Origin of the sequence: Chryseolinea serpens (assembly GCF_900129725.1) — a bacterium.
Lineage (GTDB): Bacteria > Bacteroidota > Bacteroidia > Cytophagales > Cyclobacteriaceae > Chryseolinea > Chryseolinea serpens.
The window spans coordinates 1,405,650-1,420,039 of the sequence record NZ_FQWQ01000001.1 but is presented as its reverse complement, the minus strand read 5'-3'; the positions used below and the strand labels follow the sequence as shown (position 1 = coordinate 1,420,039).

Annotated in this window: 9 protein-coding genes; 3 read left to right on the top strand and 6 right to left on the bottom strand. The window is 54.6% G+C overall.

Annotated elements, in window-relative coordinates; genetic code table 11:
- The first annotated feature begins 8 nt into the window (after positions 1-8).
- The 3 genes from BUB30_RS05550 (at position 9) to BUB30_RS05540 (ending at position 4,813) form a co-directional block, all read left to right on the top strand.
- Complete coding sequence (locus BUB30_RS05550) at positions 9-1,877, top strand: proton-conducting transporter transmembrane domain-containing protein (RefSeq protein ID WP_073131803.1); 1,869 nt, start codon at positions 9-11, stop codon at positions 1,875-1,877.
- Between the two features lie 255 nt (positions 1,878-2,132).
- Positions 2,133-2,636 (top strand): peptide-methionine (R)-S-oxide reductase MsrB, encoded by a 504-nt coding sequence (msrB, locus tag BUB30_RS05545; RefSeq protein WP_084137916.1) that lies wholly within the window; start codon positions 2,133-2,135, stop codon positions 2,634-2,636.
- Between the two features lie 236 nt (positions 2,637-2,872).
- On the top strand, positions 2,873-4,813 hold the full coding sequence (locus BUB30_RS05540; RefSeq protein ID WP_073131801.1) for an LTA synthase family protein: 1,941 nt from the start codon (positions 2,873-2,875) through the stop codon (positions 4,811-4,813).
- 374 nt (positions 4,814-5,187) lie between these two features.
- Here BUB30_RS05540 and BUB30_RS05535 read toward each other — a convergent pair whose 3' ends face one another.
- From BUB30_RS05535 to BUB30_RS05510, 6 genes are all read right to left on the bottom strand, one after another.
- The gene (locus BUB30_RS05535) at positions 5,188-7,569 is read right to left on the bottom strand and encodes a M43 family zinc metalloprotease (protein ID WP_073131800.1); all 2,382 of its coding nucleotides are present in this window, start codon (positions 7,567-7,569) and stop codon (positions 5,188-5,190) included.
- Positions 7,570-7,580: 11 nt separating this feature from the next.
- Entirely contained in the window at positions 7,581-8,081 is a 501-nt protein-coding gene (locus tag BUB30_RS05530) for a hypothetical protein (RefSeq protein ID WP_073131798.1), read from the bottom strand.
- Between the two features lie 12 nt (positions 8,082-8,093).
- The gene (locus BUB30_RS05525; RefSeq protein WP_084137915.1) at positions 8,094-8,885 is read right to left on the bottom strand and encodes a hypothetical protein; all 792 of its coding nucleotides are present in this window, start codon (positions 8,883-8,885) and stop codon (positions 8,094-8,096) included.
- 3 nt (positions 8,886-8,888) lie between these two features.
- On the bottom strand, positions 8,889-10,256 hold the full coding sequence (locus BUB30_RS05520; RefSeq protein WP_073131796.1) for a RagB/SusD family nutrient uptake outer membrane protein: 1,368 nt from the start codon (positions 10,254-10,256) through the stop codon (positions 8,889-8,891).
- Positions 10,253-13,282, bottom strand: coding sequence for a SusC/RagA family TonB-linked outer membrane protein (locus tag BUB30_RS05515; RefSeq protein WP_073131794.1), 3,030 nt, complete (start codon positions 13,280-13,282; stop codon positions 10,253-10,255). Before BUB30_RS05515 ends, BUB30_RS05520 begins: the two co-directional genes overlap by 4 nt.
- Before the next feature lie 124 nt (positions 13,283-13,406).
- Positions 13,407-14,315: an aldo/keto reductase gene (locus BUB30_RS05510; RefSeq protein ID WP_073134821.1), complete on the bottom strand. Its 909-nt coding sequence runs from the start codon at positions 14,313-14,315 to the stop codon at positions 13,407-13,409.
- Positions 14,316-14,390: the final 75 nt, after the last annotated feature.

The window sequence follows — 14,390 nt, the reverse complement described above, 5'->3', positions numbered from 1 at the left end:
CCCGCATGATGACATCGCTTCTACAACTTTTTATCGTGATTCCGCTGGCGGGGTTCATAGTGAGCTTATTGATCCCGGGCAAGCTGGAGACCCTCATGTCGCGTGTGGCGTTCTCCACGGTAGGGCTGCATTTGCTGAGCTTCCTCGTCTTTGCCGTCTACTGGTTTATCGACGACATGCCTTCGTATGATCTGAAAGACATCGTGCTTTTCAAAACCACGGGCTACGAATTCTTCATCGACTTTTATTTCGACCGGGTCACCGCCACCTACTTGTTTGTAGGCTCATTCCTCACGTTTTTGGTAACGATCTACAGCCGCTACTATTTGCACCGTGAGACGGGCTACAAACGGTTCTTTAACACGATCCTGTTCTTCTACTTTGGCTACAACCTCACCATCTTTTCCGGCAACCTGGAGACACTGTTTGTGGGGTGGGAGATCCTGGGCATTTCTTCGTTCCTGCTCATCGCCTTCTATCGCGATCGCTACCTGCCCGTGAAAAATGCCGTAAAGGTGTTTTCCATCTATCGCATTGGCGACGTGGGACTGATCCTGGCCATGTGGCTTATGCACCACCTGTGGCACGAGAACGTCACCTTTGCGAGGCTGAGCAATTTCGAGCTGGTGCACGAACACCTGCAACGCCACAGCTGGGTAGGGGTGCTCATCTCCCTGTTGATCCTCATCTCGGCCGCAGCCAAATCGGCACAGCTCCCGTTCTCCTCCTGGCTGCCGCGCGCCATGGAAGGGCCTACGCCTTCGAGTGCCATCTTCTATGGATCACTTGCCGTGCATTTGGGTGTGTTCCTTTTGTTGAGAACCTTTCCGTTCTGGGAGCACCAGCTTTCGGTGCGCATCCTCATCGGCCTGCTGGGCTTTGTAACCAGTGTGATCACCACAGGCATCGCCCGTGTGCAGTCGTCGGTGAAAAGTCAGATCGCCTACGCGTCCATTGCCCAGATCGGGTTGATCTTTATCGAGATCGCCGCCGGCTTCAGCGGACTGGCTTTGTTCCACTTTGCCGGCAATGCTTTCCTGAGAACCTATCAATTGCTGGTATCGCCTTCCGTGGTGACCTATCTCATCCGCGAGCAGTTCTACAACTTCACGCCCCACGCTCCCTCGATCGAAGATTCATTCCCCAAGAAAATGCAGTACACGCTGTACATACTGTGTTTGAAAGAATGGAACCTCGACTCGTTCATGTACCGCTATCTCTGGAACCCGTTGAAGTGGGCTGGTCGCGGTCTGGACTTCCTCACGGTGGGGCGCGTAATATTATTTTTTGTGCCGGCCTATCTCATCGGCGTGGCCAGCTTGTATGGCGAAGAGGTGATACCGCCTGCCATACACCAGGCGCTGCCCATCTTTTTCTCGCTGCTGGCATTGATCGCGGTATTGAAGTCTTTCACGGAGAGAAAGAATGTGGAAATGAGTTGGATCCTGGTGATCGTGAATCACTTTTGGATCGCCCTCGCCATTTCCTTTAACGAACATTTCAAGTACGACCAGACGCTCCTGTACTTGAGTGGTATCCTCGTCTCCGGATTGCTGGGATACTTTTGTCTGCGGTGGCTGAAATCGCTGGAAGAAAACATCGACCTGGACCAATTCCACGGCCATTCCTACAAACACCCCAAGCTGGCGTTTGTCTTCCTGCTGTCGTGTTTGGGGGTTTCGGGATTTCCCATCACGCCCACGTTTATCGGCGAGGACTTGATCTTTACCCACATCCACGAAGATCAGTTCCTGCTGGCGTTTTTTGTGTCGCTGAGCTTTATTATCGACGGCCTTTCTATTATCCGGATCTATGCACGGGTGTTCCTGGGGCCTCACGTAAGATCAGTTTACGAGATGGGCTATCGTTCATCCTAAGCGATCAGGTGAGTTAATTTATTCAGGAGAGATCCCGCTTCCGCTCGTACTTCGTATATGACCGGGAGACGGGATTTTTCTTTTCCCCAGGATTTTTAGGATGTATCTTGGGTTTAGGGTGACACGGTCCCAGGATTTGGATGAGGTAGGGTAGGAGGCCGGGCATTTTTATTGTAAAGGAATGTATGTTGCGCGACAGTTTCCGGCAAACCAAAAACTCCGGAATAGCGTTTTTTGATCATAAACTAGAATACCATGCAACGATTTGTTTTCATAGTAACCATCGCCTTGTTCGCCGCCTGTACGGGCAATAGTCAAAACCGCGTCGAAAAGGAAAAGATCGCAAAAGATACGGCCAAGGTGATCCAACGCACGGATGCCGAATGGCGTTCGATCCTCACCTCCGAACAGTACCACGTGTTGCGTGAAAAGGGAACCGACGCCCCCTACATGGGCAAATATTACCTGAACCACGAAAAAGGAGTCTACACCTGCGCCGGCTGTGGCGCCGAATTGTTCACCTCCGACATGAAGTTTGATTCCGAATGCGGATGGCCCAGCTTTGACAAAGAGCTTGCGGGCGACAAGATCCTGAAGATCGAAGACACCTCCCACGGCATGATCCGCACCGAGATCGTCTGCGCCCGCTGCGGCGCCCACCTCGGCCACCTCTTCGACGATGGCCCCACGCTGACGGGCAAACGCTATTGCGTGAACTCCACGTCGCTCAATTTTGAATCGACCAAAAAGAAAAAGTAAAAGGAGAACTGTTTTGTATAGAGGGGATGCTGTAAAAGGCATCCTTTTTTTTGGCTTTATTTCCCCAGCGGGAATAGCACATTTTGTCGCCAGACCAGGAGCCCTCCGGATAGGTTCGGCTCAAACTGGACGGGTGTAGGGTTGCCATGAAATTATCGTTATTTTAGGGTAAAACTATTGTTACTTTTGCAACACCTTAGCATCTAAACCTAAATAATACCAGGCTTCTTTCACACATGGCGATTACAAACCTAAAGGAGGGTGCGCTCACCAGGCACCTTCACGGAAGATTCGGCACGGCCCTTCTTCTTGTATCGTTGCTCGTCGGCATCTCCCTGCTCACCCGAATTGTCTTCCTCATCTATTCGTTCTCGAACGTCGATGTTTCCGTGGGCAATTTGCTGGGCATATTCCTCTTCGGCTTTTTCTATGACCTTGTCAATGCCGCCTACTTCATCATTCCGATGATGTTGTACTTATGGCTGGCGCCGCAGCGCATCTATGGAAAGCGCTGGCATGGGGTGGTGCTGATCGTGCTGGTCACGCTGTTCACCTTCCTGTTGCTGTTCAATGCCGTGGCCGAATGGTTCTTTTGGGAAGAATTCAATACCCGCTATAATTTTATCGCCGTCGACTACCTGGTGTATACCAACGAAGTGCTGGGCAACATCCAGCAGTCGTATCCCATCGCCTGGATCGTCACCGGACTGGTGGTGCTTTGCGCGCTCATTGTGGTTCCGCTGGCGCGTTTCGTGAAACGCCTGCCGGCCGGTGAACCCATGCGGTTTAAAAAACGCAGCGTCGTGTTCCTGGGCTATGCGGTGTTGCCGGTGTTGCTTTATTTTACGGTGAACTCGAAGTATCACCAGTTCAGCAACAACGCCTATGTGAACGAGCTCTCGGGCAACGGCATGTATGAACTGTTCGCCGCCTACCTGAACAACGAACTGAGCTATGATCAGTTCTACAAAACCATGTCACAGGAAACGGGGTTCCGCGATGTGCGCGAGATGATCCGCACGCCCGAAGCCACCTTCGTGAACGACCACCCCGAAGACATCAGCCGTCGCATTGCGCACACTGGCGACGAAAAGCACCTGAACGTGGTGCTCATCTCCGTGGAAAGCCTCAGCGGCGAATTCATGAACGCCTTTGGCAGCACCCTCAACATCACGCCCTTTCTCGATTCGCTGGCACAACACAGCCTGTTTTTCACAAACCTCTACGCCACCGGAACGCGCACCGTGCGTGGCCTCGAAGCGTTGTCGCTTTGCGTGCCGCCCACGCCAGGTCAATCCATCGTGCGACGGCCTAACAACGAAAACCTGTTCTCGCTTGGAAGAGTGTTCGCCGAAAAAGGATACGAGACCAAATACATCTACGGCGGCTATGGCTACTTCGACAACATGAACTACTTCTTCGCCAACAACGGCTACAAGGTCGTGGACCGCGAAGAACTCGCCGACAACGAAATTGACTACGAAAACATCTGGGGTGTGGCCGACGAAAACCTGTTCACGCTGGCCATGCGCGAAATCGACAAGACCGTGCAAAATAACAAGCCCGTCTTCGCGCACGTGATGACCACCTCAAACCACCGACCCTACACCTATCCCGAAGGCAGGATCGATATTCCCTCGCACACCGGACGCGAAGGCGCTGTGAAATATACCGACTACGCCATCGGCGACTTCATCCGGAAGGCTCGCAAAAAACCGTGGTTCGACAGCACCGTCTTTGTCATCGTGGCCGACCACTGCGCCTCCAGCGCCGGCAAATCTGAACTGCCCATCAACAAATACCACATCCCGCTCCTCGTCTATTCCCCGGCAAACATCCCCCCGGCAAAGATGGAACGGATGATGAGCCAGATCGACCTCGGTCCCACACTGCTGGGACTCCTCAACTTTTCCTACGTCAGCAAATTCTATGGCTACGACATCTTCCAACTCGAACCCGGCCGCGAGCGCGTCTTCATCAGCACCTATCAAAACCTGGGCTTCATCCACGACAACAAAATGATTGTCCTCTCCCCCCAACGCAAGCTGGAGACCTTCAACGTCACCCTGGGAAGCGACAAACTCACCCCCACAGCCGAAGACAAGGCACTAGAGGAACAGGCCATTGCCTGGTACCAAACGGCGAGCTATGCCTTTAAAAATGGGTTGATGAAATAGGGAAAGGACAAGAGCGGAAGACCCTCTAAGCGTTCATCAGATCACGTCATTCCGCAGGCACACACTTCCTCTGGCTTCGCATGTGGCCCAAGGAATCCCGTGGAAAGCACCTTGAATCCGTGCAGTGATGCATTCGAGATCGGGCATGCGACAATCGGTGTTTGCCGATGTTCGTTTTAGTTCATGCGCAGGTTATCCAGGCTCAGGGCTCTCGGAATTCGGGATGTCTTGAACTACTGGCGTAGATTTTTAAAAAACGTGTGCCTGCGACATGACGCGGCACCGAACTCCTCGCCCCGTACGCTGGATACTGACTACTGAATACTGGCTACTGAATGCCGAGAAAAAGATTCTGGCTCCTGGCTCCTGAATCCTCACTTCTTAATCCACTTCTTCACCACCGCCTGCTGCCCCATCTGTACCGACACCAGATACAACCCCGAAGGCCAAAGCGAAGTATCAACCGAAGTCGTCAACGTTGCATTCTCCTTGACCAACCGCTGTGGCGGATGAACATCCTGCCCCAACACCGACTGCATCCGCAGCGTAATATCCCCGACATAATCATTATCGATCGTCAGATTCAACACAGATGTCCCAGGATTAGGATGGACTTGTATACTGGTCTCCAACGCTTTCTCCACCCCCGTCACTCCCTCGACATAAATGGTCTGATCGGCTGTGGCATTACACAGATCCAACCCCGAGCCGTTCACGGTATAGGTCGTGGTCTTGGTCGGATTCACGACCAGTTGAGGTCCGAGCACATTATTGATCACATTATCATTCGAATCCCACGAGAAGATGGTGGCCCCGCGACCGTTGAGGATCACTTGTTCGCCGGGGGTGATCAGCAGTTTGGAAGCCGATATTTGAACGGATGGATTGATGCCGACGATAGGCTCGATATCCATCGCAATGTTGGCACCATAAGCAATGGTCATCAGGCGCCACTCACCGGTGGCATCCTGCACCCACGAAGTAGAGTTATTCGCCTCGTTGTTGGCCGACGATACGATGGCCAGCTTGTAGCCCGCATCGTTGTTTATCTCCACACCCACATGGAAAGGCTTTCCAAAGCCCGCGGGCGTTTCGCGGTCCAGCACCACCTCGGTGTAGCGGTTGTTCGCGATGTCGTCCTTCACCTGCTTGAGCAACACTTCCTTGCGCTCCAGCACGGCACCGGGGCCGCCTTGGTAGCCCAGGGCGTTGTAGATGGTGACGGTCACGGTGGCATCATCCGGGGCGTCGGCGAGGTTGGCGAATTTTATCTTGGCGCCGCTCACATACGCATAGCCACAGACGTTGGCGAAGCGTTCGGAGTAGGCCATGTTCTTGGTACTGTTGGTGCCCGTGAGGTAGCCGGTGTAGCTTCCAAAGTCGGCGGCGTTCAGAATGGAGGGCGTGTAGGCAGGGTCAAAGTTGGTAAGGCTGCCGCAGACGCCTTCGTTCGAGACGTGGATATATTGATCGATGTTCAGCGTGTCGCCGTAGCCTTTCTTGTTCCGGGCCACGAGCGCTACGCGGTACACACCGCCCACGTTGTATTGGATCGTCGGGTTAGCGGCCCGCGACGAGTCGGGGGTGCCGCCTTCAAAGTACCAGCGATAGTCGGTGGGGAAATTGGTGGCGATGCTGGTGAACTGCACTTTCGCTTCGCGCAACACACAGCTCGTGCGGTCGGCAAAGAAGCTGACGGTGGGAGGAGCGGCTGGGTCGATGGGGGTGCACAAGGAGCCCAGTTCATAAAGGGCTTTTCTTCTGGGGCTGTTGATCAAGACGGCACGGATGCGATCCTTTTGTCCCTTCGTGAAAATGTTCATGCAGGCATCGTCGCTATAGTCCATATAGTTTTGTGGCATGATGGGCCCGCTGTTGTCGCAGGCGAGTGTGGTCACCGGGCAACCGCGGCTTGGGCCTTTTGCCGGCGGGGTGTCGGCAACATAATCATCTGCACAAACACCATCGCCCCAAATGTGACGCAATCCCAGCCAGTGGCCGGTTTCGTGGCTCAGGGTTCTGCCCTTGTTGTAGGGTTCCGACATGATGGGGAAATTGCCCTTCTGTGCCGAACCGAATGACGTGTATTGAACAACCACACCATCGGTGGATGCAGAGCCCCCATCGCTGATGCCACTCAACCCCGATTTGTCGGGAAACTGCGCATAGCCCAACAGGTTGGCGTCTTCACCGCCAAATTTCAGCGTCCAGATGTTGTAGTACTTGCTCGGGTTCCAGATGGTTTGAGGTTTAAAGGCTTCGATTTGTGTGCGGGTCCAGGTATCCTGGGAGTTGGCGATGCGATCGATGCCGGGTTCGGCCATGGGGTTGCCTTGCTGGTCGACCGGTGCAAGACAGAATTCGATCTCGATGTCGGCCGAGCGGGGATCCGTGTTGTAGCCATTGGAGCCCACCTTGCGGCGGTAGTCTTCATTCAATACGGCGATCTGCGATTGGATCTGTGCCTGGCTCAGGTTGCGTCCGGTGCCCACAGCCTCGCCTTTGTGCACCACGTGCACGATGATGGGGATCGTGATGATGATGTCCTCCGTTCTGCCGTTGGTTGGATTTCGGGCTTCCTGCTGCAGGGTTTGCTGGATGACTTGCTCCAGGTCGTCGAAGTTTGAGCGCCACGGGTATTTAAGCTTGTTGATGCTGTCCTGCTCCATGGTTGCGCATTGGCGGATGGACTGGGCCTTGGCGGCGTGCAGGGAAGCGAGGGCACAGGCGGCTATAAATAAAACACGGCGTATCATGTTCTTCGTCGTTAATTGTTGTTGGTAGCCTTGAAGGTCATCCGGTAGCTACTGGTATTGTTTTCATCCAAAAAAATCTCGAGCTCCATCTGTGTATCGTCTGCACTGCGCACAAAATAGGGGAGCTGTTGGTCCGACAACACGGGAAAAATAAAGGCGAGGGTGGCGTTGGCGTTCGAGAATGCCCACGCATCAGTCAAATAAAGTTGAGGATCGCCGGGCTTGCAGGTGCTGGCGCCTTCCTGCACTTCATAGGTATGCAGCGTGTTGGCATAGAACACGTAGCGGTCGTCGGCCACGCAACTGCCCAACGCCTGGGCAAGGTCCGACTCGCGGAAAACGACGTCGCCTTTGCCGGCTTGCTTGATCACCAGGCCGGTGAGCTTCCACGCGCGACTGGTGGTGCCCGTGAAGTGCTGCGTGTAGGTGTAGGGTATGGGTTTCACTTCCTCCGAGCAGGCTGCGGCCAGCAAGAGCAAGAGACTGTAGAAAAGGACGTTCCGTGTTTTCATGTGGCGCAGCTTTTAGTCCCTTATGAGTTTGAATGAGAATTCGGGTTGTCCCTTATAGCCGGCCAGCTTCACTTTCATGAAGATGTCGTGCGTTTGAGGATCTACAAAACCCGAACCGTTGATGGTAGCCGAATCAGCCGGCAGGGTGGCATCTTTCTGATCGGGAATGGTCAGGGTGTTATCGCCGTTGTCGATGAACTTGAGCGAGCGTTCGCGCGGGAACTGGAAGATATCGATATCCCAGTTGGAAAGCGTATACTCCTCACAATCCGTGCTGATGATGGTGATGTCCTCCACGGGCACCGACAACTCGTCTTTCAGGCCCTGGTAGTTGCCGCCCAGGATGCAGTCGTCCTGGATGGTGAAGATAAATTTCTTGCCGAGGCCGCCGCCGTCTTGCCCCACGCCGATGTTGGCGTGATCGGTGCCGGTCAGGGTGAGGATCAGCGTTTGCGAGCGGAGGATGTTGTTCGAGTTGTTGATGAGCTGGACGGTGATGTAGCCGAAGCTGCTCTCGCGGGTCAGCTTCACCTTGCCGCGGTCGCCAACGATGGTGTAGTCGATGCCCTCGCGCGCCGTGCCGGTGATGGAGTAGGTCGCGGTCACGTCGTCCTGCAACTGGGGTCCGGCCAGGTGAACTTCGATCTTCACGGGCTGGCTATGGCTTTCTTTCAAGGTCTGCAGCGTGTCGCTGAACCGGACGTGATAGGGTCCCGTAAAAATGATCTTCTCCGTCTCGCAGCTCAGTACCACGGCGACGAGGCCCCATAACATCACTTGCAATATCGCCTTGTTATACTTCATAGATTAGTAGCCAGGGTTTTGATTGCCGACCAACGCCGGGTTATTTTGAATTTCACGCTGCGGCACAGGCCACACTTCATATTTATCCTGCCAGTTGGTCGAGAAAGCAGACATCACCGCACTGGCCCGCCCCGTTCGCACCAGGTCAAACCAACGGTGGCCCTCAAACGCTAATTCATACAGCCGCTCGTTCTCGATGATCTGCATCATCTGTGTTTTGGTCACCGCCGAGATCGTAGGCGCTTTGGCGCGTTTGCGCAATACATTAATATCGGTTTGCGCCGAATTGTCACCGGTCACATTGTTCTGTTGCGCACGGGCCTCGGCGCGGATCAGGTAGATCTCGCCCAGGCGGAAAAACATCACGTTGTTGTTGTCCTGGTCGGCTGTGCCGAATTTGGCTACCGACCAGCCGTTGTCGTTGCCCTTCAGGTTATCGGCGCTAAACCTGATGCTGCTAAACCGGTCGCCCGACTCATCCGAAGCCAGCGCCACCACGGCGGGGTTGGACGGGATAAGCTCGCGGCGGCTCACAAAAATGTTGTTCAACCCGATGTTACCATCAGTACCCGGATCATCCGTAAGCGTGTAAGCACCTTCCAGGATCGACTCGGCCGGAAAATCTTTGGTGACCACATAGGAAAAAAGCGTGTCGAGTGAATACTGTTTTGAGTTGATCACGTTGGTGGCATACGTTTCTGCATCGGCCCAGTTTTCGCGGTAGAGGTGAAAACGCGCCAGCGCCGATTGCAAGGCATACTCGCCCGCAAATGCTGTGCTGGTAGGCTTGGCCGGCATCTGACCCAACGCGGCGGTGTAGTCGGCCAACGCAAAATCAAGGATCTCCTCTCGGTCGGTGCGGCCAATATTCCGGTTGGTCTCGATCGATGTCGTGGTGACCAGCGGCACAGCACCAAACGAATAGGCCAGAATGAAATAGCAATAGCCCCTGACGAAATGTGCTTCGCCCATCACCTGGTTGCGCAGGGCGGTGGGAACGCCATCTACGTTAGGCAATCGTTCCAGGATGAAGTTGGCCACATAGATGGTCTCATACAATGCCGACCACAACGTGGACACCGATGCATTGGCAGAGGTGATCTGTTTGGTGCCCAGTTCCTGGTACTGCGTAAACGTCCCGTTGTTGATCAGCAGGTCGGCCGTGGCATCGCCGGCAATCACCGTAGCGGGCGCGACCGTCCGGAATGCGCTATACAAACCGATCTCCACATTGGGTACGTCGGCGGGTTCGTTCAGCACCACGTCGTCGGTGAGGATGTCAATCGGCTTGGGCTCGAGCGTGTCTTTGCATCCGCTGACGAAAAGGGCCAGGCTGAGGGTGGTGAAAAATATGGCGGATGATTTTTTCATTTTAATGTGGCGTTAAGTCCAACGGAAAGGGTGCGTACCTGGGGCAACGTAAAGAAGTCGATGCCTTGTGCGGTGGTGGAACCGTCGAGTGTGCTCACTTCCGGGTCAGCACCGGTGTACTTGGTATACGTCCACAGGTTGGTGGCTGCGGCAAAGATCCGGACCCGTTCCATTTTCAGGCGGTCCGTAACACGCGAGGGCAGGTTGTAGCCGATGCTCACGTTCTTGAGACGCAGGTAGGAGCCATCTTCCAGGAAGCGGCTGCTGTGCAGGTTGTTGAACGTGTTGCCCAGTTCATAGCGGGGCACATCCGTGATGTCGCCCGGCTTCTGCCAGCGGCGAAGCGCGGCCACGGACTGGTTGTTTTGGATGTCTTGCCCGGCGTTGACAAACGTTTCTTTCGAGAAGTTCAGGATCTTGTTTCCCAGCGAAAACTGGAAGAAAACAGACAAGTCGAACCGTCCGTAGCTGAGCTTGTTGGTGATGCCGCCGATGAGCTTAGGCTGGGCGTTGCCAATCACCACGGCATCGGCGTTCGTGATCTTGCCGTCTTTGTTCACGTCGTCATAGATGGCGTCGCCCGTGCCAGGATCTACGCCCAGGAAGCGCAGACCGGTGAATGTGCCGATCGGTTGACCTACCTGCAAGACGTTCGTGCCATCGACCCCGTTGGCCTGGTAGCCGGTATACACCGGGATTGAATCGGCCAGGAAGAGGATCTTGTTCATGTTCTTGGAGAGGTTCACCGTCGTGGTCCACTTCAGCCGCTTGTCGATGTTCACGGATGTGATGCCCAGCTCAAGACCTTTATTTCGCATCTCCGCGATATTGTCGGTCTGGCCCGCGAAGCCCGTTGTGGTAGGATAGGGCCGGTTGTACAGCATGTCCGTTGTTTTATTGTAGTAAGCGTTGGCCGTTACCTGGATGCGGTTCTCCAGCATGGCCAGGTCAAATCCCACGTTCACCTCGCGTGTGGCTTCCCATTTCAAATCCGGATTGCCCACCTTTTGAGGCGACACCCCGGCACTTCCATTGTAGGTAGAGGCAGCCCACGTTCCGAGGAATTGGAAGTTTCCAATTCTTTCGTTTCCGGTAAAACCAAAGCTGGACCGGAGCTTCAGGTCGTTGATCACATTACTGACCGAAGATTCTTTAAAGAATCCTTCCTCAGAAATTCTCCACCCGGCCGACACGGAGGGGAAATATCCAAAACGGTTACCGGGACCGAATCGTGACGAACCATCGGCGCGCATCCCTGCCGTGAGGAGATACCGGTCGAGATAGTCGTATTTCACTTCCCCGAACACGGAGAAAAGTCCGTTTTGAGCTTTAAAGGATGAGCCCTGGTCAACGATGCCCGCCGACCCGATGTAGGTGAAATCGTCGCTGGGAAAAATTCTTCCCTGCACGCTGCTGGTGCGCGATGTTTGCCGGATCATCTCGGTGCCCAGCAGACCCGAGAAGTGATGTTTGTCGCCGATCGCTTTATTGTAGTTCAAGGTGGCGTTCACAATGAACGATCCCAGGTTGGTGGTGCTATAGACCCCATAGCCTTTGCCCCCAACGCTTTCCAGCACGCCGCCGATGGCGGTTTGCGTGGACTCATATTGATCTTCGAGCACCTCGTTGTAGTCGATACCCGCTTGTGCCCGCAGGAAAAGTTCGTTGGAGATCTGGTAGCGCGCGTTGACGTTGCCAAGCAATTTGGTGGTCAGCGCATCGAACCGGGGCAAGAGGGCCTGTCCTACAGGGTTGAAATTAGGGAAGCCCGGGTACAGCGAGGAACTCGGTCCCACGATCCTGCCATTCTCGTCGTAGGGTGTGTAGTAGGGGAGGCTTTTTACGGCGCCGGAGTATACGCCATCCAAAAAGTTATCGCCCTTGATGCGTTTGTTGACCGTATGCGAGAGGTTTAGATTGGTGCCTATCGAGAGTTTGCTGGAAAGCTTGCGGTCCAGGTTCAACACGCCGGCCAGACGTTGGAAGCGGTTGTTCAATTGCACACCCTCTTCATCGCGATAGCTGCCGCTGATATAATAGGTCGTGACATCGTCGCCGCCGGAAGCCGACATCTGGTATTGCTGCATGATGCCAGTCCGGAGCACGGCATCCTGCCAGTTGGTGTTCACGGCATCGGTCACCCCGGGAATAAGCCCGAGGCCGTCTGGATTTTTGCCTGCGTTGCGCACAGCCTCCCGTTGCAGTTCGAGCAGTTGCGTGGAGTTGAGCAGATCCAGCTTTTTGACGATATCGACCATACCGCGTTGCACGTCGAACGTGATGGCCGCTTTCTTCTGCTTTCCGCGTTTGGTCGTGATGATGACCACGCCATTGGCGGCGCGTGAGCCGTACATGGCTTTGGCGGAGGCGTCGCTTAAGATTTGGTAGGATTCAACATCCCCGGGATTGATCAGGGCCAAAGCGTTGTCGTCCTGGCCGCCGAAATCCCGTTGCGACAAGGCTCCCACCTGAATGGGCACGCCATCGATAATGTAAAGCGGGCGGTTGGAGGCATTGATGGACGTGCTGCCGCGGATGCGCACCGCGACGCCACCCCCCGGCGTGCCGGAAGATTGCACCACTTGCACCCCCGGCGCCTGTCCCTGCAGGGCCTGGTCAATGCCGTTGATGGACTGGTCTCTCACCGCGTCGCCTTTAATGGACGAGACCACCCCCGTAATATCTCTTTTCTGTACGGACGAATATCCCGTGACGATCACTTCGGTCAATTCCGTAGATTCTTCTGCCAGTGTGATGTTGACGGCCGTTTGGCCATTGAAGGTGAATTCCTGTGTAACATATCCTACAAACGAGAAAGCGAGAACGGAACCGAGCGGTGCCTCGAGAGAATACTCGCCATTGATATCGGTGATGGTGCCCACCGACGTACCTTTCACCACCACGTTCACCCCCGGCAAGCCGTTCGGCTCGGTGGCAGACGCGACCCGTCCTTTCACCAACACGCCCTGGGCGAAGGTGAAAGAAGACAGCAATATGAACAGCAATCCGGGTAAAAATCTCAGCATAGAGAAAGGTTAGTACAGGTGTTCTAAAATTAGATATTTAAGCCTAAAGAACAAGGAACGGCTGGCGAAAGAAGCTGCGTGGTAAATATTTGCAGATCAAATCCCGCAAATCGGAGAGTAAATTTCAGGTGTTGATAAATTTCACCATTTCTTCCCGCTGTTTTTCGGAAGGCAACCGACCTAAACCAGCGCTCAGGTTGTCCAGCATGTGCTGGGGTTTGGAGGTGCCGGGGATCACGCAGGTTACGGCAGGATGGGAGAGGATGAATTTTAAAAAGAACTGGCCCCAGCTGTGGCAATTGAACTCTTCGGCCCACTCCGGCGGCACCTTTCCTTTCACCCGGTGAAACAACGCGCCCTCTTCGAAGGGCTGATTCACGAGCACACTGATCTTTTTTTCCTGTGCCAACGGAAACAGGCGTTCCTGTGCCTTCAGGCTCAGCAGCGAATAGTTGATCTGGATAAAATCCAACGGCTCGCGCAGCATGATCTGCTCCATGGCATTGTAGGCGCTCTCGGTATAGTGCGTGATGCCAATGTAACGCACCTTACCCTGTTCTTTCCAGCCCCGCAACGTCCTCAAATGCGTTTGCCAGTCCACCAGGTTGTGGATCTGCATCAGGTCGATGGTTTTGCGCTGCAGCAGGGCGAACGACCGGTTCATCTGGGCAATGCCCTCCTGTTCGCCGGTGGTCCACACTTTGGTGGCAATGAAAAGTTTGCTGTTGATGCTGAGTTCCTCACAGAGGTCGCCCACCACTTTTTCCGACTCCCCGTACATCGGTGAACTGTCCACCACGCTGCCACCCTTCTCCACCAGCGTTTTTAGTACGGCTTTGAGCGGGTCGCGCTCTGCGGCATTGCTGCCCACATCAAACGTTTGCCAGGTGCCCAGCCCCACGGCCGGCAGCCATTCGGAAGCGCTGAGGATAGGGCGCTTTAAGAGCGTCTCATCATCCATAAGTTTCCATCCCGACGATAGCGACAGCAAACCTAAAGCAGAAAGATGTTGAAGCCAAGTTCTCCGGTCCATAGGCGTATTCGTTTTGTTCACTTGCTGATGGTCCCGTCAGCGGCAACGCAGGCAAGAGGGTTGGGAAGAAATGTT